24 protein-coding genes and 1 pseudogene are annotated in these 22,737 nt (G+C 66.5%); 13 read left to right on the top strand and 12 right to left on the bottom strand.

Annotated features, from left to right (window positions below; genetic code table 11):
- Nucleotides 1-2 precede the first annotated feature (2 nt).
- Nucleotides 3-1,202: an aminotransferase class I/II-fold pyridoxal phosphate-dependent enzyme gene (locus tag O9281_RS13525; protein ID WP_298186848.1), complete on the top strand. Its 1,200-nt coding sequence runs from the start codon at nucleotides 3-5 to the stop codon at nucleotides 1,200-1,202.
- Entirely contained in the window at nucleotides 1,202-1,966 is a 765-nt protein-coding gene (locus O9281_RS13530) for an SDR family NAD(P)-dependent oxidoreductase (RefSeq protein WP_298186850.1), read from the top strand. The genes O9281_RS13525 and O9281_RS13530 overlap by 1 nt, the downstream gene beginning before the upstream one ends.
- Here the strand turns inward: O9281_RS13530 and O9281_RS13535 are convergent.
- Genes O9281_RS13535 through O9281_RS13545 form a run of 3 tightly spaced genes read right to left on the bottom strand, consistent with a single transcriptional unit; the run spans nucleotide 1,950 to nucleotide 4,764 of the window.
- Complete coding sequence (locus O9281_RS13535; RefSeq protein ID WP_298186853.1) at nucleotides 1,950-3,515, bottom strand: serine hydrolase; 1,566 nt, start codon at nucleotides 3,513-3,515, stop codon at nucleotides 1,950-1,952. The genes O9281_RS13530 and O9281_RS13535 overlap by 17 nt on opposite strands.
- A complete protein-coding gene (locus O9281_RS13540; RefSeq protein WP_298186855.1) occupies nucleotides 3,512-4,132 on the bottom strand; it encodes a glutathione S-transferase family protein in 621 nt (206 codons plus the stop codon). The genes O9281_RS13535 and O9281_RS13540 overlap by 4 nt, the downstream gene beginning before the upstream one ends.
- Nucleotides 4,129-4,764: a YqaA family protein gene (locus tag O9281_RS13545; protein WP_298186856.1), complete on the bottom strand. Its 636-nt coding sequence runs from the start codon at nucleotides 4,762-4,764 to the stop codon at nucleotides 4,129-4,131. Before O9281_RS13545 ends, O9281_RS13540 begins: the two co-directional genes overlap by 4 nt.
- 192 nt (nucleotides 4,765-4,956) lie before the next feature.
- Here O9281_RS13545 and O9281_RS13550 point away from each other — a divergent pair, with 192 nt between their 5' ends.
- From O9281_RS13550 to O9281_RS13575, 7 genes and pseudogenes are all read left to right on the top strand, one after another.
- Nucleotides 4,957-5,502: a hypothetical protein gene (locus tag O9281_RS13550; protein WP_298186859.1), complete on the top strand. Its 546-nt coding sequence runs from the start codon at nucleotides 4,957-4,959 to the stop codon at nucleotides 5,500-5,502.
- Nucleotides 5,489-6,832 carry a terminase family protein gene (locus tag O9281_RS13555; protein WP_298186861.1) on the top strand — a complete coding sequence of 448 codons (1,344 nt, stop codon included), beginning with the start codon at nucleotides 5,489-5,491 and terminating at the stop codon, nucleotides 6,830-6,832. The genes O9281_RS13550 and O9281_RS13555 overlap by 14 nt, the downstream gene beginning before the upstream one ends.
- A gap of 107 nt (nucleotides 6,833-6,939) precedes the next feature.
- Nucleotides 6,940-7,248: a GIY-YIG nuclease family protein gene (locus tag O9281_RS13560; protein ID WP_298186862.1), complete on the top strand. Its 309-nt coding sequence runs from the start codon at nucleotides 6,940-6,942 to the stop codon at nucleotides 7,246-7,248.
- Nucleotides 7,249-7,385: 137 nt separating this feature from the next.
- Nucleotides 7,386-8,021, top strand: a pseudogene (locus tag O9281_RS13565) (phage portal protein); the annotation flags it as partial.
- Nucleotides 8,022-8,107: 86 nt separating this feature from the next.
- Nucleotides 8,108-8,425 (top strand): DUF2793 domain-containing protein, encoded by a 318-nt coding sequence (locus tag O9281_RS14660; RefSeq protein WP_363321461.1) that lies wholly within the window; start codon nucleotides 8,108-8,110, stop codon nucleotides 8,423-8,425.
- 157 nt (nucleotides 8,426-8,582) lie between these two features.
- Nucleotides 8,583-9,677 carry an OmpA family protein gene (locus O9281_RS13570; RefSeq protein WP_298186863.1) on the top strand — a complete coding sequence of 365 codons (1,095 nt, stop codon included), beginning with the start codon at nucleotides 8,583-8,585 and terminating at the stop codon, nucleotides 9,675-9,677.
- Between the two features lie 86 nt (nucleotides 9,678-9,763).
- Nucleotides 9,764-10,291: a superoxide dismutase family protein gene (locus O9281_RS13575; protein WP_298186866.1), complete on the top strand. Its 528-nt coding sequence runs from the start codon at nucleotides 9,764-9,766 to the stop codon at nucleotides 10,289-10,291.
- A gap of 9 nt (nucleotides 10,292-10,300) precedes the next feature.
- Here the strand turns inward: O9281_RS13575 and O9281_RS13580 are convergent, their stop codons facing one another.
- From O9281_RS13580 to O9281_RS13610, 7 genes are all read right to left on the bottom strand, one after another.
- Complete coding sequence (locus tag O9281_RS13580; protein WP_298186869.1) at nucleotides 10,301-11,881, bottom strand: MFS transporter; 1,581 nt, start codon at nucleotides 11,879-11,881, stop codon at nucleotides 10,301-10,303.
- A 36-nt stretch (nucleotides 11,882-11,917) separates the two neighbouring features.
- Nucleotides 11,918-12,613: a 7-cyano-7-deazaguanine synthase QueC gene (gene queC, locus O9281_RS13585; RefSeq protein ID WP_298186872.1), complete on the bottom strand. Its 696-nt coding sequence runs from the start codon at nucleotides 12,611-12,613 to the stop codon at nucleotides 11,918-11,920.
- A gap of 62 nt (nucleotides 12,614-12,675) precedes the next feature.
- Nucleotides 12,676-13,077: a hypothetical protein gene (locus O9281_RS13590; RefSeq protein ID WP_298186875.1), complete on the bottom strand. Its 402-nt coding sequence runs from the start codon at nucleotides 13,075-13,077 to the stop codon at nucleotides 12,676-12,678.
- A 133-nt stretch (nucleotides 13,078-13,210) separates the two neighbouring features.
- Nucleotides 13,211-14,098 carry an Hsp33 family molecular chaperone HslO gene (locus O9281_RS13595; protein WP_298186877.1) on the bottom strand — a complete coding sequence of 296 codons (888 nt, stop codon included), beginning with the start codon at nucleotides 14,096-14,098 and terminating at the stop codon, nucleotides 13,211-13,213.
- Nucleotides 14,099-14,115: 17 nt separating this feature from the next.
- Entirely contained in the window at nucleotides 14,116-15,042 is a 927-nt protein-coding gene (gene argF, locus O9281_RS13600; RefSeq protein WP_298186879.1) for an ornithine carbamoyltransferase, read from the bottom strand.
- Nucleotides 15,039-16,232: an aspartate aminotransferase family protein gene (locus O9281_RS13605; RefSeq protein ID WP_298186880.1), complete on the bottom strand. Its 1,194-nt coding sequence runs from the start codon at nucleotides 16,230-16,232 to the stop codon at nucleotides 15,039-15,041. Before O9281_RS13605 ends, argF begins: the two co-directional genes overlap by 4 nt.
- A gap of 137 nt (nucleotides 16,233-16,369) precedes the next feature.
- A complete protein-coding gene (locus O9281_RS13610) occupies nucleotides 16,370-17,146 on the bottom strand; it encodes a cold-shock protein (protein WP_298186882.1) in 777 nt (258 codons plus the stop codon).
- Between the two features lie 293 nt (nucleotides 17,147-17,439).
- Here O9281_RS13610 and O9281_RS13615 point away from each other — a divergent pair, with 293 nt between their 5' ends.
- The 4 genes from O9281_RS13615 to O9281_RS13630 are packed head-to-tail and all read left to right on the top strand — an operon-like array spanning nucleotide 17,440 to nucleotide 20,836.
- A complete protein-coding gene (locus O9281_RS13615) occupies nucleotides 17,440-17,874 on the top strand; it encodes a TIGR01244 family sulfur transferase (protein ID WP_298186883.1) in 435 nt (144 codons plus the stop codon).
- Nucleotides 17,875-17,880: 6 nt separating this feature from the next.
- Complete coding sequence (locus tag O9281_RS13620) at nucleotides 17,881-18,309, top strand: hypothetical protein (protein ID WP_298186885.1); 429 nt, start codon at nucleotides 17,881-17,883, stop codon at nucleotides 18,307-18,309.
- Nucleotides 18,302-19,201: a sterol desaturase family protein gene (locus O9281_RS13625; RefSeq protein WP_298186887.1), complete on the top strand. Its 900-nt coding sequence runs from the start codon at nucleotides 18,302-18,304 to the stop codon at nucleotides 19,199-19,201. The genes O9281_RS13620 and O9281_RS13625 overlap by 8 nt, the downstream gene beginning before the upstream one ends.
- A gap of 57 nt (nucleotides 19,202-19,258) precedes the next feature.
- On the top strand, nucleotides 19,259-20,836 hold the full coding sequence (locus tag O9281_RS13630) for a GMC family oxidoreductase (RefSeq protein ID WP_298186890.1): 1,578 nt from the start codon (nucleotides 19,259-19,261) through the stop codon (nucleotides 20,834-20,836).
- 133 nt (nucleotides 20,837-20,969) lie between these two features.
- On the opposite strand, the gene O9281_RS13635 is transcribed toward O9281_RS13630, so the two are convergent.
- Nucleotides 20,970-21,752, bottom strand: coding sequence for an inositol monophosphatase family protein (locus O9281_RS13635; RefSeq protein WP_298186894.1), 783 nt, complete (start codon nucleotides 21,750-21,752; stop codon nucleotides 20,970-20,972).
- 1 nt (nucleotide 21,753) lies between these two features.
- Entirely contained in the window at nucleotides 21,754-22,689 is a 936-nt protein-coding gene (locus O9281_RS13640) for a ribose-phosphate pyrophosphokinase (protein ID WP_298186899.1), read from the bottom strand.
- Nucleotides 22,690-22,737 lie beyond the last annotated feature (48 nt).

Raw genomic sequence — 22,737 nt, forward strand, 5'->3', positions numbered from 1 at the left:
CGATGACCGACCTGTTCTCCAAGTTCGACCCGCTGATCGAGCTGCGCACCAATCTGCTGGCTCACGGCCAGGAAGACCCGTTCAATCTGGTGATGGAGCGGGTGATCTCGCCCACCGAGGCGGTGTGCAACGGCCGTCCGACGATCCTGCTGGGCACTTACAACTACATGGGCATGACCTTCGATCCCGATGTGATCGAGGCCGGCAAGCAGGCGCTCGATGATTTCGGTTCGGGCACCACCGGCAGCCGCGTGCTGAACGGCACCTATGCTGGTCACCGCGCGGTGGAAGATGCACTCAAGGAATTCTACGGAATGGACCACGCGATGGTCTTTTCCACCGGCTACCAGGCCAACCTGGGGATCATTTCGACCGTCGCCGGCAAGGGCGATTACATCGTGCTCGACATCGATAGCCATGCCTCGATCTGGGATGGCTGCAAGATGGGCGATGCCGAGGTGGTGCCGTTCAAGCATAACGATATCGAGGCGATGGAAAAGCGCCTCAAGCGCATTCCCGAAGGCGCGGGCAAGCTGGTCGTGCTGGAAGGCGTCTACTCTATGCTGGGCGACATTGCCCCGCTGAAGGAGATGATCAGGGTCGCCAAGGACAACGGCGCGATGGTGCTGGTGGACGAGGCGCACTCGATGGGCTTCATCGGCCCCAACGGGCGCGGCGTGGCCGAGGACCAGGGTGTGCTTGACCAGGTCGATTTCGTGATCGGCACCTTCTCGAAGTCGGTCGGCACCGTCGGCGGTTTCTGCGTGTCGAACCACCCCAAGTTCGAGATCCTCCGGCTGGTTTGCCGCCCCTATGTGTTCACCGCCAGCCTGCCGCCCAGCGTGGTTCACACCGCCAGCACCTCGATCCGCAAGCTGATGCATGCCGGGAACAAGCGGGCGCACCTGTGGGAAAACTCGCGGGTCCTGCACCAGGGGCTGCGCGACAAGGGCTTCCAGCTCGGCACCGAAAAGGCCGAAAGCGCGATCATTGCAGTGATCATGCCCGATCTGGAAAAGGGCGCGGCGATGTGGGAGGCGCTGCTGAAGGAAGGGCTTTACGTCAACCTGGCCCGCCCGCCGGCAACCCCCGCCAACATGACCCTGCTGCGCTGCTCGCTCTGCGCTGAGCATACCGCCGAACAGGTCCAGACCATCATTGGCATGTTCGAGCGTGCCGGGAAGGCCGTGGGGATCATCTGATGGGGCGCCTGACCGGCAGGCGTTGCCTGATTACCGGGGCGGCGCAGGGGATCGGCAGGGCCATTGCCGAGCGGTTTTCGGCCGAAGGGGCAGGGCTGCTGCTGGTCGATATCGATGGGCGAAAAGTCGCCGAAGTCGCGGATTCGCTGGGTCAGCAGGCCTTTGCTGCCGATGTTTCGCACAAGGCCCAGGTCGAGGCGATGATCGCCGCGGCCGTGGCCAAGCTGGGCAGGCTGGACGTGCTGGTCAACAACGCCGGGATCACCCATTCCGCCAGCCTGGACGAGCTGGCCGAGGACGATTTCGACCGGGTTTTCGCGACCAATCTCAAGTCCGCGCTGTGGGGGACCCAGGCGGCGGCGCGGGTGATGGCACCGGGCAGTGCCATCATCAACATGAGCAGTGTCAACGCGGTGCTCGCGATCCCCAACCAGATTCCCTACGTTGTATCCAAAGGTGCACTAAAACAGCTGACCAATGTAACCGCATTGGCACTTGCTGCGAAAGGCATCCGCGTCAACGCGATCGGGCCCGGTTCGATCGAGACCGAGATGCTGGCGGGCATCCTCGCCGAGGACGATGCCGCGCGCGATCGCATTCTCAGCCGCACCCCCCTGGGTCGTTGCGGCACGCCCGAGGAAGTCGCCGCCGTCGCCCTATTCCTCGCCAGCGAGGACAGCAGCTATGTCACCGGCCAGACGATCTATCCTGACGGGGGCCGGCTTGGGCTGAACTATACGGTGCCGGTCAACCGCCCGGCGTGATCACCAGCCGGGGCCGCCCGGTCGGCAGCCGATCGAGCACCAGCCGCCATGTGCCAGGTGCGGCGGTTTCGAACACCACGTTGCCGCCGCCGGGATCGAGCTTCAGCGTCCCGCCGTTGGCCTTCAGCCCGGCACCGGCACCCTGCCCCAGCGCCAGATAATCCCAGTCGGCGGTGGCCAGCTTGAATTCGTGGCGACCGGCGGGCAGCGTCACTTCGGCTGCAAAGCCCGCTCCTTCGCGCCGAAGCGGGGTGGCCGTGCCCCAGTCGTTCATCGAGCCGCGCAGGTAGAGCACGGTATCGGCCGGCAGGCTGGCCAGCGCGCGCGACTGGTATGCCGCCCAGCCATAGCGGTTGGCGGCAGCGCGGATAATCTCGTCCGCCAGATCAAACCCGCGGAAATCGTTAGCCATGACCACGATGCCATCGCCGCTTTCGGGGTGGATGAAGGCGCGGGTGAACATGCCCCAGCGGGTGCCATCATGCCCGAAGGAGAAGCCTGCGCCGCTGCCCTTGAGCTTCAGCCCCAGCCCCCAGTCGGCCGCCTGAACCTTGGCCATCTCGCGCGCGGCGGCTTGCGGCAGCAGCGTCGTATCGCTGCCGGTCCAGGCCCCGCGCAGCGCGATCAGCAGTCGCGCCAGATCACCGGGCGTTGACCACAGCCCGCCCGCCCCCAGTTCGGCGACGTTGTAGAACCGGTCGGCAAAGGGCTGGCCCAGGTGATGCCCGGCGGCGGTCGCAGCCAGCAAGGGCGCAGCAGGCGGCTGGGCAAAGGTCGAGCGGGTCATCCCCGCCGGAGCCAGCACCTGCTTGTCGGCCAGGGCGGCAAAGCCTTCGCCATACATGTCTTCCAGCGCGGCCTGAACGACCAGGTAGCCGCCGTTCGAATAGTCCCAGGCCCCGCCGGGCTTGCCGGTAACCCGCACCGGCTGGCCCTTCACCCCCTTGCCGGTAAGGATCGCCTGCAGACTGGGCAGCGGCGTGCCGGGGGCATAGCCGGTCGAATCCGGGCTGGAGACCCCGGCGGTGTGTGACAGCAATTGGCGCAGCGTCACCCGGTCCTTCGGATAGGCCTTGTTCATCGGCAATTGCCAGCGCGCCAGCGCCCAGTTGATATCGGCATCGAGCGGGTGCCTGCCCGCCTGCACCGCCTGCATGGCCAGCGTCGCGGTCACCACCTTGCTGACCGATCCGGCCTGGAACAGGGTATCGGCGGTCACCGGGGCGCAGGTCGCCATGTCAGCAGTGCCCCAGCCGCGCGCCAGCACGATCCTGCCGCCCCGGATCAGCGCCACGCTGACCCCCGGCACCTGCAGCGCCTGCATCCGCTTGGCCAAGGCCTGTGGCTTCACTTCGCTGCCGGTCCAGGCTGGGACGAGACCCTTGGCGAGCGCTTTGGCCTCGGCATCCATTGCCCCGCCGACGGTATCCTTGGGCGCCTTGCAGGCCTTGGCCGCGGCGAGCGGCGGCAGGCCTTCGGGCAGGGTTTGGGCCTGCGCGGGGGCCGCGAACAGGGCCGAGGCAAGAGCCAGTGTGGCAAACCGGATCATCGCTGCTGTTTCTCCTTGGCGCGCTGGAAGGCGGGCCGCTGGCTGAGCCGATCGAGATAGGCGCGGCCCGCTTCGGGCACCTGTTCCTCCAGCCCGATCGACATGGCCAGCATCACCGCATAGCCCACCGAGACATCGGCCATGGTGAACCGCCCGGCACAGGCGAATTGGGGTCCCATCAGCTTCAGCGCATTGTGCAGCCGGGCGCCGAACCACTGGGCATAGTCCGCCGCCGCTTCGGGGCAGCGGCCTGGCTCCAGCCGGGTATAGCGCAGGTGGATCGTCTGCGGGAAAGTCAGCGTCGCCTCACCCATGACGAGGAAGTTCATGTAAGCGGGATAGTCGGGCTCATCCGGGACCAGCGCCAGGGGCGAAGGGCCGAAGCGGGTAGCCAGCACGTGCGGGATCGCGCTGCTTTCGGTCATCAGCTGGCCGTCGATCAGGCAGGCAGGCACCGTGCCCAGCGGATTGACATCGCGGTACCCTTCAAACCGGGCGCGCGGCGGGAAGGGCATCAGGGTCAGCTCATAAGGCAGGCCCAGTTCCTCCAGCGCCCAGAGCGCGCGGAACGAGCGGGCATCGGCGCAATGGTAAAGGTGGATCTGCGGCACGCTCATCCCTGCATCACTCCCACGGCGGCGCATTTCGCGCTCGATTCCTTCGCATCGCCGCCAAGGTAGGCGACTGCGATGAAACCGCCAACCACCACCACCACGAAAGCGGCGGTGGCGAGGCCCAGGTACTTGTCGATGAAAGCCTTGATCGGCGCGCCGAACAGGCGGAACAGCACGCCCACGAACAGGAAGCTGATCGCGCGAGAGACAATGCTGGCCAGGATGAATGGCACCAGCGGCATGGCGATGAACCCGGCGGTGATCGTCAGCAGCTTGAACGGGATCGGGGTTGCCCCCTTGATCATGATGATCTCTGCCCCGAATTCGCGCAGGTAACAGGCCGCCTTGGGAAAGCTTTCCGACAGGCCGAGCAGGGCGAGCAGCTGGGTGCCAAGCGTATCGTAAAGCGCATAGCCAATCGCATAGCCTAGCAGGCCGCCTGCGACCGAGGCGAAGGTGGCGATCAGGGCAAAGCGCACGGCCTTCTTCGGTTCGGCCAGGCACATCAGCCCCAGCAGCGGATGCGGCGGGATCGGGAAGAAGCTGGCCTCGATAAAGGCGAAGGCCGCCAGCCACCATTCGGCATGGCGATGTGCCGCCTTGGCCATGGTCCAGTCATACAGGCTGCGCAGCATCGCGATATTCCCCCATTCCCGCCGCTTGCTTAGAAGCGCGCGAAGCGGGCGGCAAGCCGGACTAGCAGATAACCATATTGGTTATTTTGGCTTGACATTGTCACGCTTATTCGGTACATAGGTGGAACATCGCGATAGACCGATTCGGATCGGCCTGCCGCCTCCCCACCCCCTTTCAACAGGAGCATGCCCATGACTACGGCCCCACCGGGACCGCACAAATCCGCGCGTGCCCTAAAAGCCAAGGCCCTGAAGCCGAAACCGAAAGTGCGCCTGCCCGGCCGGGTGCGCGAAGCGGGTGACAATCCCGGCACCGGCCACTGGCGGACCTATTTCCTGGAGCACCTGATCGAAACCTCGAACATCACCGCCTCGGCCCACTTCGCCAAGACCGTGCCCAGCCGGGCCTATCGCACCCGCAAGCAGGACCCGGCCTTTGCCGCAGCCTGGGATGCGGCCCTGGCCGAAGGGTATCGCAACCTCGAAATGGACCTCTTGGCCTATCTCCGCAGCCCCAGCCCGGACCGCAAGATGGACGTGGCCAGCGCGATCCGCCTGTTGACCCTGCACCGCCAGGCCGTGGCCCGGAGCCGCGCCGAGGAGGACGAGCAGAGCGAGCAGGACGTGCTCGATTCGATCGACGCGATGATCGACGAGATGCGCCAGCGCGCCGCCGCCAATGCGGCGCTGTCCGCCGGAGAGGACGCCGAACAGGATAGGTCGGATGAGCAAGCGTAGCGACAGCCGCGCCGCCTGTCTGCTGAAGCTGGAGCGGCCTGAATGCCGCGCCTTGCTGGCGCAGATGAGCGAACGGCAGCAACATTTGCTGCGCCACTACTGGGGGCTGTGGGCGCATGACGGCCAGCTGCCGCCCGCCGGTGACTGGCTGGCCTGGCTGATCCTCGCCGGGCGCGGCTTTGGCAAGACCCGGGCCGGGGCCGAATGGGTCCGCGCGATTGCCGAGGCCGATGGTTCGGCCCGGATCGCGCTGGTCGGCGCATCGCTGGGCGAGGTACGCCGCGTGATGGTGGAGGGTGACAGCGGCCTGCTGGCCATCGCCCCGCGTGGCAAGCGGCCCCGGTTCGAACCTTCGAAGCGGCTGCTGCGCTGGCCCGGCGGCGCCCAGGCCATGCTCTATTCGGCCGGTGAGCCGGAATCGCTGCGCGGGCCGCAGCACAGCCATGCCTGGTGCGACGAGATCGCCAAGTGGGACAATGCCGGCGGCAAGGCCGGAGCCGCCTGGGACAACCTGCTGCTGGGCCTGCGCTTGGGCCAGCACCCGCGCGCCCTCGCCACGACGACACCGCGCGCGGTGCCCTTGCTGAAGCGGCTGGTGAACCATCCGGACGTGGCAATCACGCGCGGCCGGACCGAAGACAACGATCGCCACCTGCCGCCCCGCTTCCTGGCGGCGATGCGGCGCGAATTCGGCGGGAGCGCGCTCGGCCGACAGGAGCTGGACGGCGAACTGCTGGAGGATATCGAAGGCGCGCTGTGGACCCGGGCCCTGCTGGAGGCGGCCCGCGATGGGGCCGCCTCCGGCTTGCCCGGCGGCTGGACCCCGGTCCGGACCGTGATCGGGGTCGATCCGCCTGCTTCGGCGGGCGGCGATGCCTGCGGGATCGTGGTCTGCGCGCTGGGCGAAGATGGCCTGGTGCGGGTGCTGGCCGATTGCTCGGTCGAGAAGGCCAGCCCCGAAAAATGGGCCCGGGCCGTCGCCACTGCCGCCGAGGCCTGGCAGGCCGACCGGGTGGTCGCCGAAGCCAACCAGGGCGGGGCCATGGTCGAATCCGTGCTCCGCGCCGCAGAGGTCAACTTGCCGCTGCGGCTGGTCCACGCCCGCCAGGGCAAGAGCGCTCGCGCCGAGCCCGTCGCGGCACTCTATGAGGCTGGCCGGGTCCGCCACGCGGGCCTGTTCCCGCAGCTGGAGGACCAGCTCTGCGGCCTGATCGTGGGCGGCGGCTATGAAGGCCCCGGCCGATCGCCGGATCGCGCGGATGCGCTGGTCTGGGCGCTGACCGAGCTGGCGCTGCGCGCGCAGGTGGTGCCGCGGGTGTGGGTGGGCTGATTGATTAAGGGCAAATCCTTGGCCCGGAGCAGGCCCGGGCTGACATAATCTGAACCGGTAGTCAGCCCGGACTTGTTCCGGGCCAGTGCTTCCTTCAACTTCGGTCGATGCGGCCGTTCGAACCGACTGTCTACATTCTTGCCAGCCATTATCGCGGCCGACTCTATACCGGCATCACCACCGATCTGCTCGCCCGCGTGCACCAGCACCGAAGCGAGACCTTCGGCGGTTACACTGCTGACCGCGCCATCAAACGGCTTGTCTGGTTCGAACGGCACGAAGAGATCGAAGCAGCGATAGGCCGCGAAAAGACCATCAAGCGCTGGCCGCGCCAGTGGAAGTTCAACGTCATAGAAGCATCGAATCCCGATTGGCGCGACCTGGCTGAAGAGTTTGGTTTCCCGCCGCTGGGCTGATCAAGAACAAGCACTGGCCCGGAACAAGTCCGGGCTGACCCGGAGTTAGCAACATTACATCGTCGTTAGGTTGTCACCCCGGACCTGTTCCGGGGTGGTGCTTCCTTGCCGCACCACCACATCGACCGGAGACCACCATGTCCTTCCTGCAAACCCTGGCCGCTGCCTTCAAGGGCGGCGCGCCGGTTCGCGTGCCTTTGGCGCGCACCTTTACGTCGCCCTGGCTGTTCGCTGAGGGCACGGCCCGCGCGCCGTTCGAATATTCCGGCGCGGTGCGGCGGGCCTATCTGGAAAACCCGGTGGCGCAGCGCGCGGTGCGGCTGGTGGCCGAGGGGATCGGCGGGGCGCCCCTGCTGCCCACGGATCCCAAACTGGCCGCGCTGGTCGGGGCGACTTCGGCCGGGCAGGCGCTGCTCGAAACGCTGGCTGCGCAGCTGCTGCTCCATGGCGATGCCTATGTCCAGGTGATGAAGGACGGGGCGGGCCGCCCGGCCGAGCTGTTTGCGCTGAGGCCCGAGCGGGTCAGCGTTATTGCCGGCGAGGACGGCTGGCCGGCAGCCTATACCTATCGCGTGGGTGAGCGCAGCCTGACCATCCCGGTACTGGACGAGGATGCCAGCCCCAACCTGATCCACATCCGCCACTTTCACCCGGTGGACGATCACTATGGCGCCGGGTGTCTCGCCGCTGCCGACCAGGCCGTGGCGGTGCACAATGCCGCTGCCGACTGGAACCGCGCGCTGCTGGAAAACGCGGCGCGGCCCAGTGGCGCGCTGGTCTATGATCCGGGCGATGGCGGCGGGCTTTCGGCCGATCAGTTCGAGCGATCGATGGCCTGCTCCATGCCGCGATCGAAGGCGTGGCCAATGCGCCACCCATCGAGCCCGGCGAGGGCCAGTGCTGGCTGGTCGGGACGGCGCCAACCGGCGCCTGGACGGGCCAGGCCGGGCGGCTGGCACTGTATCAATCCGGCCACTGGCTGTTCCAGACGACGCGCGACGGGATGCGGCTGCTGGACCGTTCAAGCGGGGTGGAGCGCCGCTTTGCCGGCGAATGGCGCATGGCCAGCCGCCCGGCCCCGCCCAGCGGCGGGACGACTATCGATGTCGAGGCGCGCAGCGCCCTGTCCGCGCTGATCGATTCACTCAGCCAGGCCGGAATCCTGCCGGCGACATGAACCGGTACGACGAAGCGATGCATTTTCGCGAGGAGAGGTCGAAGAATCGCGACATTATTGCAACAGGTGAGCAGTTTGTCGGCTTGCACAGCCTTTTCGATACAGGTAGACAGACGCGAACTCGGTGGTTCAATCCTGTGCAAAGGGGAAAACGATAATGCGCAAACTGGTCATTGGGATGGCGCTGGCCTCTTCGGCCCTCGCGACGCCGGCCCTGGCTCGTGACGATTCCTGGTACGTTGAGGCTGATGCCGGTGCCATGATCGTCGAAGACATCAAGAACCTCACTGGTGTGGGCGGTATCGGGTCGATGGACCTGAAGACCGGCTATGACTTTGGCGGCATCGTTGGTTACGACTTCGGCGGTTTCCGTCTTGAAGCCGAAGCCAGCTATCGCAGCGCGAGGAACAAGGCGTTCTCGACCAACACCGTGCTGTACCCGGATGCCCAGGTGACCGGCGGCGCCAGCGCGCTCAGCTTCATGCTGAACGGCCTGCTGGACTTCGGTCCCGATGATGGCCTGCAAGGCTTTGTCGGCGGCGGTATCGGCGTCGGTCGTGTCAAGAACGAACTGGCCTCGCCCGCGGTTGCCCTGAACCTCAACGATTCGGACACCGGCGTTGCCTGGCAGGCTCTGGCTGGCGTTCGCACCCCGGTCAGCGACAATGTCGACATCGGTCTGAAGTATCGTTTCTACAACCAGGGCGGCAATGACCTGGTGAACAACGCCGGCACCGCCGTGCGCACCCGCTTCCGGTCGCACTCGCTGATGCTGACGCTCGGCTACAACTTCGGTGGCGCCGAACCGGCACCGCCGCCGCCGCCCCCGCCGCCGCCGCCTCCCCCGCCGCCGCCTCCGCCGCCGCCGCCGCCGCCGCCGCCGCCGCCGCCGGCTCCGGTGTGCAACAAGGGCCCGTACATTGTGTTCTTCGACTGGGATAAGTCGGACATCACTCCGGAAGCAGCGTCGATCCTCGACAGCGCGGTCACGGCTTACGCCAACTGCAACAACGTGCCGATCATGCTGGCCGGTTATGCCGACCGCTCGGGTACGCCGAAGTACAACCAGGGCCTGTCGGAGCGTCGCAACGCTTCGGTCCGCGCCTACCTGACCTCGCGTGGTATCGCCGATGGCGCCATCACCAGCCAGGGCTTCGGTGAAAACAACCCGCGCGTGCCGACTGCCGACGGTGTCCGCGAACTCCAGAACCGCCGGGTGGAAATCACCTACGGTCCGGGTTCGGGCATGTAAGCAGCCGCAAGGCGCTGAAAAGATCGGGGGGTCGGAGCAATCCGGCCCCCTTTTCTTATGAGTGGAGGGAGTGCAAGGAGAGAGACATGATCCGCACGGTTTCGCTTGCCCTGATCGCCCTTGGCCTGGCCGGATGTGCCACCACTGGGCAGCCCGCTGCCAGCTCCAACCTGGCCGTGGCCAGCCTCGCCGGTCCGGATGGCAAGGCGGTCGGCACGGCCGCGATCATGCGGCGCGGCGCGGACACGATGGTGACGGTCACCGTGACCGGTCAGCCTGGCGCGGTCCATGGCATGCACCTGCACGCGATCGGGAAGTGCGAAGCACCGGCCTTCACCAGCGCCGGCCCGCACCTCAATCCCGGCGGGCACCAGCACGGCAGGGACAATCCGATGGGTGCGCACCTCGGCGATCTGCCGAACGTGACGATCGATGCCCGCGGGATCGGCAGCATCACGGCCAACCTGGGTCAGGATAGCGCCGCGATCGACGCCGCGCTGCACGACGCCGATGGCACCGCGATTGTACTCCATGCCGCGGCCGACGATTACCGCACCGACCCCACCGGCAACAGCGGGGCGCGGATCGCCTGCGGAGTGATCAGGCGGATCTGATCCGCGAGATCAGGCGCTCTCTCCGGCCCGCTCGGCCAGCGTAGCCTCGGCTGCCGGGACCGACCGATAGGCAAAGATCAGCAGCACCACGGCGATCGGGGCCACCCCGATCAGCGACAGGATGCCCGTGCGCAGATCACCCACCAGCTTGCCATCGACCATGGTGCCAGCCAGGTCGGAGATCTGCCCGACCATGTAGGGACCGAAGCACAGCCCGACCAGCGTGGTGCCCAGGAAGAAGGCTGCGGTGGCGGTCCCGCGCATGCGCGGCAGCACCAGGTCCTGCGTCGTCGCCGCCGCCGCGCCGAGCGCCGCTGCGCCGAACAGACCGGCCAGGAAATTCATCACATAGAACAGCACCGGATCCGGGGTAGTGTAGCCGATCCAGATCGGCAGGGCCGGAGCGACCACCCCGAACAGGATCACCAGGATGCGCCCGGCGGGGTTCTTTGCCCGCAAGGCATCAGCCACCCGGCCGCCGATGATCACCCCCAGGAAGCCGCTGACCGCACCATTGGCGCCCAGGATGAAGGCCAGCTCGGACTTGGGCAGCTTGAGTACCTGCTCGGCATAGGGCGCCGACCAGAAGGCCAGGGCATAGGCAGCCAGCGACACCATGCTGTAGCCCAGCGTGGTGCAGATGAAGGCCGGAGTGCCCCAGATCAGCTTGAAAGTGGCCGGATCCTTTTGCCGCAGGACACAGGCCCACGAGAAGACGGCATAGTAACCCACGCCCACCGCCAGCCACTGGGCCAGGGCGCCGGTCAGCTGGATCATCCACCAGGCGAAAGCCGCAAGCCCAGCGGCGACCAGCAGGTTGATCGCCAGCGCGCCCGCACCGCGCCGCGCCGCGCCAATCACCGTGAAGGGCGGAACGATCGTCGAAAGATCGGCCACGAACTCGCCAAACGGGTTGGGCGCCGACCTGGCCGGGGTGCCGTCCATGATGCCGCGCACCGGTTCGCGCAGGGTGGCAACCCACAGGGCCACCAGCAGGCCAGGGACACCCACCGCCAGGAACGCAGCCTGCCAGCCGACCAGCCCCATCGGGCCACCATCGGGATAGGCTGCGTTCCAGGCCTGGACGATCTCCGCCCCGATGAACAGCGAGATGCCGCCGCCGAGATAAAGGCCGGACGAATAGATCGCGAGCGCGGTGGCGCGCTGACGCTTGGGGAAATAGTCCGAGATCAGCGAATAGGCCGTCGGGCTGGCGGTTGCCTCACCAATGCCCACGCCCATCCGGGCCAGGGTCAGCTGCCACTGGTTATGGGCAAAGCCGGATAGCGCGGTCATCGCCGACCACAGCGACAGGCCCAGGCTCAGCAGCTTGACCCGGCTCCAGTTATCGGCCAGCCGCCCCAGCGGAATACCGAACAGGGCATAGAACACGGCAAAGGCCGCACCACCCAGAAAGCCCATGTCGCTGTCAGTCAGATCAAGGTCGCGCTTGATGTCGAGCGCCAGGATCGAGATGATCTGCCGGTCGACGAAGTTCAGGATGTAGACGACGACCAGTACGCCGAGCACATACCAGCTGTAGGATGTCGCCTCGCGCGGGGCCGGTGCCGTTTCCTGAGCTTCGTTCACCTGGTCTCTCCCTTGTTTCCGTTTACTCTAGTCGGTTCATTGGGCGTAGCGGGTCGGATCGACCAGCCCGGCCTTGGCAAAGCCTTCGCGCCGCAAGCGGCAACTGTCGCACAGGCCGCAAGCCATGCCATCGGGTTGCGGATCATAGCAGGACCAGCTCATACCCGCATCCAGTTCCAGCCGCGCGGCCTCGGCCGCGATCTCGGCCTTGCCCATGAATTGCAGCGGCGCGTGGATACGCCAATCGTCCCCCTCGGCCCCAGCCTTGGTCGCGAGACGCGCCAGGTCCTGGAAGGCGGCAATGAATTCAGGCCGACAATCGGGATAGCCTGAATAGTCCAGCGCATTGACCCCGATAAACAGGTCACGCACGCCGATTGCCTCGGCCCAGGCCAGCGTCAACGACAGGAACACGAGGTTGCGCGCTGGCACGTAAGTGACCGGAATGTCAGTCCCGACGCCGTCCTTGGGCACGGCGATATCGTCGGTCAGCGCCGATCCCCCGAACCGGGTCAGGTCAAGCGGCAGAATCACATGACGTACCGCGCCGATATGGCGGGCAATCTCCGCCGCTGCAGTCAGTTCACGGCGATGGCGCTGGTTGTAATCGATGGTCAGCGCGTTGATCGCATAGCCGGCTTCACGGGCCAGCCCCGCCACCACCATCGAATCGAGCCCGCCGGAAAGCAGGATCACGGCCTGGCGCTGCGCTGTCGGGGAACTTGCGGACATTTCCCCCGAGCTAGCCTGCGCGCCGCGCCAAGGCAATCACCCTGTTGGCAACTGCGTCCTGATCAGCTGCAGGAACCGGTGCGGCGGGCCTCGGCCGCGAATTCGAACGGCAGGCCCTCGGCAATGCCCTGCGTTTCGATCTGGAGCAGGCGATTGGTTTCGCGGCGGATGCTGGTGCGGCCATAGCCCCGCCCACGACAGGTATACTGCACCGTCACCTCGTCAGGCCGGTCATCGACAATCACCCGGTCACAGGCCAAGGCCTCGTGCCGCAACTGGATCAGCTGGCGGCCATTGCCGACGCAGACCGGATAGGTTCGGCGAGTGGCGTCCCGCAAGCGGATCTCCCAGCGCCCAGACTCGATCTGGTCAAGCATGGCAAGGCTGCTGCGCTGGCCCTCGGCGGGCGCGGCAGGCACGACCATGGCGGCAGACCCAATGGCCGCCAGCCCGATCGCCGACATTCGCATCGCCAAACCGCGCACACGCGCTCTCCTTGTTGCTCTGGCTGCAGCTCATTTGGCCACAAACCGGGAATCGGCTTGTACCATAACGACGCGAGTCGCCAAATCGTGCATTTCTATCGACGAAACGTTGTCAGATATCGATCTGGAACAGTTTCGAGCAGAAAGCGCAGTCGACCATGATCAGGCCTTGCTCGTCGCGCATCTCGACCCGGTCAGCTTCGGGGAACTTGGCCAGCACGGCCTGGTAGTGCTCGATCGTGCAGCGGCAGCCCCGCTGGAGCACGCCGCCCGGCTCCACCCGAACCTCTGGCTCGTCGTGGAACAGGCGCCAGATCAGCGCCTCCTGCGAAAGGTCCGGATCGACCAGCTCCTCCAGCCGCGTGCTGCCGGCCAATACGGCGACATGTTCCCATTCGGGGTGATCCATGCGGACGTGGAGCCGCTCGCGCCCTGCCTCGCCCTCGGCCAGGTGCTGGACCAGGATGCCGCCGGCAATGCAGCCAGCCGCACCATCGCCGATCCCGACGCGGATCAGAGTCGGCACTTGTTCGCTTTGCGCGAAATAGCTCTCACAGGCTTCCGCCAGGCTGTCGCCTTCCAGCGGGACGATCCCCTGATAGCGCTGACCAGTAGCGGCCAGGTCGAAGGTCACAGCCAGATAACCCTGCCCGAACAGGGCATGGAGCGAGGGATTGCGCCCCAGCATGGCCAGCCGCTCAGCGTCGTGCCGGACATAGCCGCGCAATTCTCCGTCGCAGTAATCGCAGACCAGCAGATCGACCACCCCGGACTGGGTCTGGGCCTGCATGGTAAGCTGGCTGCCTTCGTCCTTCAGCAGCGTGCCGAGCAGCGCGGTCAGCACCAGCGCCTCGGCCAGCAGTCGGCGGATCGGCGGCGGATAGTCGTGAGCGGTCAGGATCGTGTCGAGCACCGGGCCCAGTCGGACCGAGCGCCCACGTGCGTTGCGATGGGGGATCGAAAAGCGCAGCACCCGGTCATAACCGGTTTCCCCCGCCATGATGTGTTCCGGCAGGCTCACAGCTGTCCGAATACCCAGCGCAGCACGCTCTTCTGGGCGTGGATGCGGTTCTCCGCCTCGTCCCACACCGCCGATTGCGAGCCGTCGATTACAGCATCGGTCACTTCTTCGCCGCGGTGCGCGGGCAGGCAGTGCAGGAAGGTGGCCTGCGGACCGGCGAAGCCCATCAGCCGCTCATCCACCTGGAACGGCGCCATCGCCGCCAGCTTGTTGTGCGCATGCTCCTGCCCCATCGAGACCCAGGTGTCGGTCACCACGACATCGGCCCCGCGCGCCGCTGCGGCGGCATCGCCGGTCAGGGTGATCGTTGCGCCCCGGGCGCGGGCCTGCTCGACATAGCGCGGATCGGGTTCATAGCCCTGCGGCGTCCCGACCCGGACGTTGAAGTGCAGCAGCCCGGCCGCCTCGAGGATCGAGTTGAGGACATTGTTGCCATCGCCCAGCCAGGCCACTTCCAGCCCCGGCAGCGCCTTGCCGCGTTCCAGCAGGGTGAGGAGGTCGGCCATGATCTGGCAGGGGTGGCTTTCATCGGTCAGCCCGTTGATCACCGGAACGGTGGCGTAATGCGCGAGCTCCTCGATCTTGGCGTGATCGTCGGTTCGCAGCATGATCGCATCGACCATCCGGCTGAGCACGCGGGCCGTATCGGCAATGGTCTCGCCCCGGCCAAGCTGGCTGGTCCCCGATTCCAGCGTGATCGCGCTGCCGCCCAGCTGGCGCATTGCCATGTCGAAAGAGACGCGGGTGCGGGTGGAGTTCTTTTCGAACACCATGGCCAGTACGTGCCCGGCCAGCGGCGCATCGGCATCGACGCGCCCCTTGGGCCAGCTGGTGCGCGCTGTCTTGCGATCCAGCGCATCGTTCAGCATCGCCGCCAGCCCATCGCCCCCGGCGTCGACCAGGTTCAGGAAGTGCCGGGTCATGCGGCGGCTTCCGGTGGCTGGTAGCTGGCGGCACCGGCAGACAGCTTGTCGAAGAATTCATCGATCTCGGTATCGCCGATCACCAGCGGCGGGACCAGCCGCAGCGTGTTGTCGCCCGCCGCCACGGTCAGCAGATGGTGCTGATCGCGCAGATGCGCCACGAAACCGCGGCTCTCGAACTTCATCTTGATGCCCAGCATCAGGCCCTTGCCACGGACCAGTTCGAACAGGTCGGGGTAATTGCCGATGAACTGTTCCAGCCGACTGCGCAGGCGTTCGCTGGTGACGCGGACCTGGGCCAGGAACTCGTCATTGGCGACGGCATCCAGCACGGCTTCGGCAGCCGCCATGGCCAGCGGGTTGCCGCCATAGGTTGAACCGTGGGTACCGATCACCATCCCGCGCGCGGCCTTTTCGGTGGCAAGGCAGGCCCCGATCGGGAAGCCGCCGCCCAGCCCCTTGGCCGTGGCGAGCACGTCGGGCTCGATCCCGTACTGCTCATAGGCATAGAAAGTGCCCGAACGGGCGACACCGCATTGGACTTCGTCGAGTGCCAGCAGCAGATCATGCTCGTCGGCCAGCGCGCGCAGGCCCCGCATGAACTCATCAGTTGCCGGACGGATCCCGCCTTCGCCTTGGACCGGTTCGACCAGGAACCCGGCGGTGTTGGGGCCAATCGCGGCCTTCGCGCCTTCAAGGTCATCGAAATCGACGTACTTGAAGCCCTGCAGCAGGGGCAGGAAGCCCTTGTGCATCTTCTCCTGGTTGGACGCGCTGATCGTCGCCATCGTCCGCCCGTGGAAGGCGTTCTTGAAGGTGATGATCTCGAACTTGTGCTCGTTGCCAACGTGCTGGTGATAGGCGCGCACCGTCTTGATCGCGCATTCCACCGCCTCGGCCCCCGAATTGGTGAAGAACACCGTATCGGCAAAGGTCAGGTCGACCAGCCGCTGGGCCAGGTGCTCGCCCTGGGGGCTGCCATAGAGGTTCGAAACGTGCATCAGCGTTTCCGCCTGGCGCTGGATCGCGCCGATTAGGCCGAGGTGCGAGTGGCCAAGCAGGTTGACCGCAATGCCTGCGGCGAAATCGAGGTATCGCTGTCCGTCTTCCCCGATCAGGTGGCAGTGCTCACCGCGCACCGGCCGGAAGCCGCAGCGGGGATAGACTGGCATGAGCGGAGTGATCGACATCGCGGTGTTCCTTTGCTGGATGCGCGCCAAGCGCAAATCGGAAAACGACAAATGGCGGCCCCGCCAAGGGCCGCCATTCATGGTTGTCTAGGCCGTGCCGACCACGGGGGCAACCCCCGTGGCGGTACCGAACGGGCTCAGCCCTGAATCGGCACCAGGTTCACGGCCGAATACTTGCCTCGTCGATCGACTTCGATGTCGAACTCGATCCGGTCGCCCTCGTTGAGGCCGGACATGCCCGAGCGTTCCACCGCGCTGATGTGCACGAAGGCATCGGGCTGGCCGTCATCACGGGTGATGAAGCCGAAGCCCTTCATCGAGTTGAAGAACTTGACCGTACCGGTGGCCTTGTCGCCGGTGAGCTGGCGCTGCGGCGCGGCTTCCCGCTTCTGCACCGGGATCACATCGCCCACCACTTCGAGATCGCTGGCGGAAATCTTGCCGCCGCGATCAACCAGGGTGAACTTCAGCTGCTGGCCTTCGGCCAGGCCTTCAAGGCCTGCGCGCTCAACCGAGCTGATGTGCACGAAGACATCTTCGCCACCATCGTCGCGCGAGATGAAGCCGAAGCCCTTGCCCGAGTTGAAGAACTTGACCGTGCCGGAGCCTTCGCCAACGACCTGGGCGGGCATGCCACCACCGCCGCCGCCACCACGCGGGCCGCCGCCGAAGCCGCCGCCACCGCCGCCACGCGGGCCGCCGCCGAAGCCGCCGCGGTCACCACCGCCGAAACCCCCACGACCGCCGCCGCCGCCAAAGCGGTCACCGCCACCGAAGCGATCGCCGCCGCCGAAACGGTCACCACCGCCAAACCGATCGCCGCCACCGCCGCCGCCAAACGGATCGAAACCCTCTTCGCCGAACCCGTCACGCTTGTCACGGCCACGACCGCGACGTCCTCTATCAAAACCCATAAACCCGAACGCACCTTCGCTTCGCCCAATTGGTAGCATCCCCGGCCGTACGGACGAAACGCACCGGGAAAGCAGGCGATAACTGGCTGAAAGCCACAACCCTGCACTGTGCGTGATAACCCATCCGCGGGCGCTTGGCGAATCGAATCGGTGGCGGGAAAATCGAGTTCCCGGCGGTGTGACATTTCTGCCGTGGCGCCCACCGCCAAATGCCTTGGCAAATCCCTTGGCAGGGCGCGACGGCAAGGCTAGGCGAAGGCAAGTTCCAGTCTGCCAGACCCGGGGGTCCATCAATGTTTCGCCGCTTGTCCGACCAGGTGCTCGCCAGTCCGCAGATCTCGCTCAATGACCTGGCCGAGGCCAAGGCGCTGGGCGTCGGCCTGGTGATCAACAACCGCCCCGAGGGCGAGAGCGACGACCAGGTTCCGGGGGCCGAGGTCGAAGCGACAGCCCGCGCGCTGGGTCTGGACTATGTCGCGATCCCAGTCACCCACGCCGGGTTTTCCGGCCCGCAGGTCGAAGCCATGGCCAGCGCCCTGGCCGGCGCGCAGGGCCAGGTGCTGGCCTATTGCCGGTCGGGCACCCGCTCCTCGCTGTTGTGGGGCCTGGCCGAAGCCAGCCTCGGGGGCGATCCCCATGCGCTTTCCGCCCAGGCCGCCCAGGCGGGCTACGATCTGGGCCCGGTGCGCGCGCTGATGGACATGCTCAAGGCGAAAAGCGGGGCCTGAGCAGCTGTGGGGGGCATCTGGATCGATCTGATCAAGCTGGCAGCATCGGCTATCGCAATCCTAGCGGTCGCCGGGCTGGTACGCTGGATGGGATTGGGTGCGGACGTGCGGATCCGCAATGCGGACCACGCCCGCTTTCTGGCGAGTCAGGCGGCTGACGGGTTCGAGGCGGTCGATGTCGCGCTGGACCGGGCGGGGATCGGCGCGCTGCTGCGCGATGCGGCCGGGCGGCAGATGCTGCTGCGACGCCACGGGGCAATGTGGGTCGGCCGCCTGCTCGATGACCGGGTCGAGGCCCGGCTTGACCGCGATTTCCTGACCATCGGCACGGGTGAGCAGACCTTCGGCAAGATCACGCTGCACTTGGGCGATGCCGCCCAGGTCTGGGCGGCGGGGCTGCGGCGGTTGCCAGCATCAGGAGTTGCCCATGGCTAAGCTGCCGAACCCGGTCGACTATGCCGTGCCGTTCTTCATCCTGCTGATCGTGATCGAGATGTTCTGGGCGCGCCGCCGGGCGCCCGAGAAGTACGAGCCGCGCGATACCCTGGTTTCCCTGTCGTTCGGGTTAGGCAGCACGGTTGCCAGCCTGATCTTCGGCGGGGCGATCTATGCCCTCATGCTGCAGGTTTGGGAATTCCGGCCGGTCACCGTGCCGTGGACCTGGTGGGCCTGGGCGCTGTGCTTCGTGCTCGACGATTTCCTCTATTACGTCTTCCACCGCTCCGCCCACCGGGTGCGCTGGTTCTGGGCCAGCCACGTCAACCATCATTCCAGCCAGCATTACAACCTGTCCACCGCGCTGCGGCAGACCTGGACCGGCTGGCTGGCGCTGTCCTTCGTCTTCAAACTGCCGCTTGCGGCGATCGGCTTTCCCCCGGCGATGATCCTGTTCTGCACCGGGGTGAACCTGATCTACCAGTTCTGGATCCACACCGAAGCGATCAAGCGCTTCCCGCGCTGGTTCGAGGCATTGATGAACACGCCCAGCCACCACCGCGTGCACCACGCCACCAATCCGCGCTATCTCGATGCCAATTACGCCGGGGTCTTCATTATCTGGGACCGGATATTCGGCACTTTCGTGGCGGAAGTGGATGACGAGCCGATCCGCTATGGCATCGTCCGCCAGCTGGGCACCTTCAACCTGCTTTACGCGGTGTTCCACGAATGGATTGGGATCGCCAGGGACGTCTGGTCCGCGCCCTGGCGGCACAAGCTATCCTACCTGTGGCGCGAGCCGGGCTGGAGCCACGATGGCAGCCGCGACACCTCCGACACGATCCGCGCCCGCTGGCAGGAGCGGCAGATGGCCGATCCCGCCGAATAGCGATTGCGCGCGCTTAAGCGCTCGCTTAACGCTGCTTCCAACAAGCGGAGAGCACAAATGGATCAGTTCGATATCATCGTGATCGGCGGCGGCAGCGCGGGCAGCGCGGTGGCCGGGCGGCTGGCGGAAGATGGCAAGCGCCGCGTCTGCCTGCTTGAGGCCGGGCCCGATAACGACACGATCCGGATCAAGACGCCGGGCTTCATGCCCTTCATCCCGGAAAAGTCGAACTGGCGCTTCGATACCGTGCCGCAAAAGGGCCTCAACGGCCGGACCGGCTACCAGCCGCGCGGCCGGGGCCTGGGCGGATCCAGCGCGATCAACGCCATGGTCTATATCCGCGGCAACCACTTCGATTACGACCAGTGGGCCGAGCTGGGCTGCACCGGCTGGAGCCATGCCGATGTGCTGCCCTATTTCAAGCGGGCCGAAGGCAACGAGCGCGGCGGCAACGAATGGCACGGCGGCGACGGCCCGCTGAGCGTGATGGACCAGCACTGGCCCAACCCCGGCAGCAAGGCCTTCGTCGCCAGCGCCGCTGCGCTCCAGCTGCCCGAGAACAACGATTTCAACGGCGCCAGCCAGGACGGCTTCGGGCTGTATCAGGTGACGCAAAAGGGCGGTGAACGCTGGTCGGCCGCGCGGGCCTATCTGACGCCGCGCCCGAACCTTTCGATCCGCACCGGGGCCCTCGTCGAGAAGATCGTGGTCGAGAATGGCCGCGCTGTGGGCGTCCAGGCGCGCTTTGGCGGCAAGAGCGAGGTGCTCCGCGCAGCGGGCGGCGTGGTGCTTTCGGCCGGAGCCTTCGGCAGCCCGCAGGTTCTGATGCTGTCGGGCATCGGTCCGGGCGCGCACCTGGCCGACAAGGGCATTCCCGTGGTGCTGGACCGCGCCGCCGTGGGCGAAGACCTGCAGGACCACATCGATTTCGTCGCCAGCTGGCAGACCAAGTCGACCGATTTCATCGGCTCGAGCCTCGCTGGCACCTGGCGCATGGCCAAGGCGGTGATCGAGCACCGCCTGAAGCGCACCGGGATCATGACCACCTGCTATGCCGAAGGCGGCGGGTTCTGGCGGACCAATCCCGACCTGCCTGCCCCGGACATCCAGTATCACTTCGTGCCGGCCATGCTGGAAGACCATGGCCGCACCAAGGTGCCGGGCCATGGCTTCTCGATCCATGCCTGCGTGCTGCGCCCCGAAAGCCGCGGCACGGTGCGGCTCAGTTCGGCCGATCCGACCGCCGCCCCGGCGATCGATCCCAACTTCCTCGACGATCCGCGCGACATCGCCACGCTGCGCGCGGGCGTGCGGCTGATGTACCGCATCGTCGAGGCCCCGCCGCTGGCGGACTATGCCGGAACGCCGCGCCAGCCGGTCAACCTGGCCGACGATGCCGCGGTGGACGAGCTGATCCGCAGCCGCGCCGATACGGTCTATCACCCGGTCGGCACCTGCCGGATGGGCGGCGATGCCGACAGCGTGGTCGATCCGACGCTCAAGCTGCGCGGGATCGACGGGCTGTGGGTGGCCGATGCCTCGATCATGCCGCGACTGGTATCGGGCAACACCAATGCGCCGAGCATCATGATTGGCGAACGCGCCGCAGACTTCGTCCGCGCCGCCCTCGCCTGATGCTCGGATCGTTGCCTGCTCGCACCTCCGGGCGCAAAAGTGGTGCCCACTTTTGCTGAGGTGCGAGGGCATCATGATCGGCGAACGCGCCGCAGACTTCGTCCGCGCCGCTCTCGTCTAACCAGCCGCCGAATCAGTGGTGGCAGGCGAGCGCCTCGACCACGTCATCCAGCCGGGCCGGATCGCCGATCGCCAGGACATGCCCCGGGCTGGCAGCGTGGAGCGGCTCGCCGTTCCAGTCGCACATGGTCCCGCCGGCTCCTTCGACCACTGGCACCAGGGCGGCATAATCGTGCAGCTTCAGGCCCGCCTCGCAGACCAGGTCGATATGGCCGGAGGCCAGCAGGGCGTAATTGTAGCAGTCGCCGCCCATCACCATGCGCTTGTGATCGGTCTTGGCGGCCAAGCCCATGAAATGCCCGCCATCGTGATCGTTGAAGTAATGCGGCCCGGTGGTCGCCAGCGTCGCCTCGGCCAGGGTCCGGCACGGGCGGGTGCGCACTTCGCGGCCGTTGAGCGTGGTCGGCTGGCCGGTCGCGCCCAGCCAGCGTTCGCCCAGCACCGGCTGGTCGATCAGCCCCAGCACCGGCCAGCCATCGACCACCAGCGCGATCAGCGTGCCGAAGATCGGCCGCCCGACCAGGAACGAGGTGGTACCATCGATCGGATCGAGCACCCAGGTGCGGCCCGACGAGCCGTTCTCGGTCCCGAATTCCTCGCCGTGCACCGCATCGCGCGGACATTCGGCCTTCAGGATCCGCCGCATCGCCTCTTCCGCCGCGCGATCGGCCAGGGTGACCGGCGTCGCGTCGCCCTTGCGCTCGCTGGCCACCCCGCTGCGGTAATGCGGCAGGATCGCCGCCCGCGCGGCATCGGCCAGGCGATGGGCAATCGCGATATCGGCGGACAGGTTCATGTCAGTCGAACAGCGAGCTGACCGAGCTTTCGTCGGCAATGCGGCGAATTGCTTCTCCGATCAGCGGAGCGATCGGCAGGATGCGGATCTTGGGGCTGCTCAAGGTGGCCTCGGTCGGCTGGATCGAATCGGTGATCACCAGTTCCTTGAGCGCCGAATTGGTCACCCGTTCTACCGCACTGCCTGACAGGACGCCGTGAGTAAGATAGGCGGTAACGCCGTTCGCCCCCGCTTCCATCAGGGCCGCCGCCGCGTTGCACAGGGTGCCACCCGAATCGATGATATCGTCGATCAGGATGCAGTCCCAGCCCTTCACATCGCCAATGATGTTCATCACTTCGGACGAACCCGGCTTGTCGCGCCGCTTGTCGACGATGGAGAGCGGGGCATCATTGATCCGCTTGGACAGCGCCCGCGCACGCACCACCCCGCCCACGTCGGGCGAAACGACCATCAGGTTCTGGCCACCCGTGCGCTCAAGAATGTCGGTCGCCATCACCGGCGCGCCATAGAGGTTGTCGGTCGGGATATCGAAGAAACCCTGAATCTGCCCGGCGTGGAGGTCCACCGCCAGCACCCGGTCGGCCCCGGCCGTGGTGATCAGGTTGGCCACCAGCTTGGCCGAAATCGGGGTGCGCGGCCCTGGCTTGCGGTCCTGCCGGGCATAGCCGAAATAGGGCACCACCGCCGTGATCCGCTTGGCCGAGGCGCGGCGCAGCGCATCGATCCCGATCAGCAGTTCCATCAGGTTGTCATTGGCCGGGTAGGAAGTCGACTGGATCACGAACACGTCTTCGCCGCGCACGTTCTCATGGATTTCGACGAACACTTCCTCGTCCGCGAAGCGCCGGACGGAGGCATCGGTCAGCGGCACTTGCAGGTAAGCCGCAATGTCCCGCGCCAGCGGCAGGTTGGAATTCCCGGCCATCAATTTCATCGTGCAGCCTTCCCCGCGATTCTTGCCCGCGCCCGGCTCTAGCCAAGC

It is taken from the genome of Novosphingobium sp. (assembly GCF_027531025.1).
Lineage (GTDB): Bacteria > Pseudomonadota > Alphaproteobacteria > Sphingomonadales > Sphingomonadaceae > Novosphingobium.

Coding starts and splice junctions, on each gene's coding strand:
- O9281_RS13570 (WP_298186863.1), top strand. CDS start 8,583: ATGCGCAAACTGGTCATTGGGATGGCGCTGGCCTCTTCGGCCCTCGCG.
- O9281_RS13635 (WP_298186894.1), bottom strand. CDS start 21,752: ATGAACCTGTCCGCCGATATCGCGATTGCCCATCGCCTGGCCGATGCC.
- O9281_RS13610 (WP_298186882.1), bottom strand. CDS start 17,146: ATGGGTTTTGATAGAGGACGTCGCGGTCGTGGCCGTGACAAGCGTGAC.
- O9281_RS13545 (WP_298186856.1), bottom strand. CDS start 4,764: ATGCTGCGCAGCCTGTATGACTGGACCATGGCCAAGGCGGCACATCGC.
- O9281_RS13625 (WP_298186887.1), top strand. CDS start 18,302: ATGGCTAAGCTGCCGAACCCGGTCGACTATGCCGTGCCGTTCTTCATC.
- argF (WP_298186879.1), bottom strand. CDS start 15,042: ATGACCCGGCACTTCCTGAACCTGGTCGACGCCGGGGGCGATGGGCTG.
- O9281_RS13535 (WP_298186853.1), bottom strand. CDS start 3,515: ATGATCCGGTTTGCCACACTGGCTCTTGCCTCGGCCCTGTTCGCGGCC.
- O9281_RS13605 (WP_298186880.1), bottom strand. CDS start 16,232: ATGTCGATCACTCCGCTCATGCCAGTCTATCCCCGCTGCGGCTTCCGG.
- O9281_RS13575 (WP_298186866.1), top strand. CDS start 9,764: ATGATCCGCACGGTTTCGCTTGCCCTGATCGCCCTTGGCCTGGCCGGA.
- O9281_RS13590 (WP_298186875.1), bottom strand. CDS start 13,077: ATGTCGGCGATCGGGCTGGCGGCCATTGGGTCTGCCGCCATGGTCGTG.
- queC (WP_298186872.1), bottom strand. CDS start 12,613: ATGTCCGCAAGTTCCCCGACAGCGCAGCGCCAGGCCGTGATCCTGCTT.
- O9281_RS13540 (WP_298186855.1), bottom strand. CDS start 4,132: ATGAGCGTGCCGCAGATCCACCTTTACCATTGCGCCGATGCCCGCTCG.
- O9281_RS13530 (WP_298186850.1), top strand. CDS start 1,202: ATGGGGCGCCTGACCGGCAGGCGTTGCCTGATTACCGGGGCGGCGCAG.
- O9281_RS13525 (WP_298186848.1), top strand. CDS start 3: ATGACCGACCTGTTCTCCAAGTTCGACCCGCTGATCGAGCTGCGCACC.
- O9281_RS13560 (WP_298186862.1), top strand. CDS start 6,940: ATGCGGCCGTTCGAACCGACTGTCTACATTCTTGCCAGCCATTATCGC.
- O9281_RS13640 (WP_298186899.1), bottom strand. CDS start 22,689: ATGAAATTGATGGCCGGGAATTCCAACCTGCCGCTGGCGCGGGACATT.
- O9281_RS13615 (WP_298186883.1), top strand. CDS start 17,440: ATGTTTCGCCGCTTGTCCGACCAGGTGCTCGCCAGTCCGCAGATCTCG.
- O9281_RS13555 (WP_298186861.1), top strand. CDS start 5,489: ATGAGCAAGCGTAGCGACAGCCGCGCCGCCTGTCTGCTGAAGCTGGAG.
- O9281_RS13550 (WP_298186859.1), top strand. CDS start 4,957: ATGACTACGGCCCCACCGGGACCGCACAAATCCGCGCGTGCCCTAAAA.
- O9281_RS13595 (WP_298186877.1), bottom strand. CDS start 14,098: ATGGCGGGGGAAACCGGTTATGACCGGGTGCTGCGCTTTTCGATCCCC.
- O9281_RS13630 (WP_298186890.1), top strand. CDS start 19,259: ATGGATCAGTTCGATATCATCGTGATCGGCGGCGGCAGCGCGGGCAGC.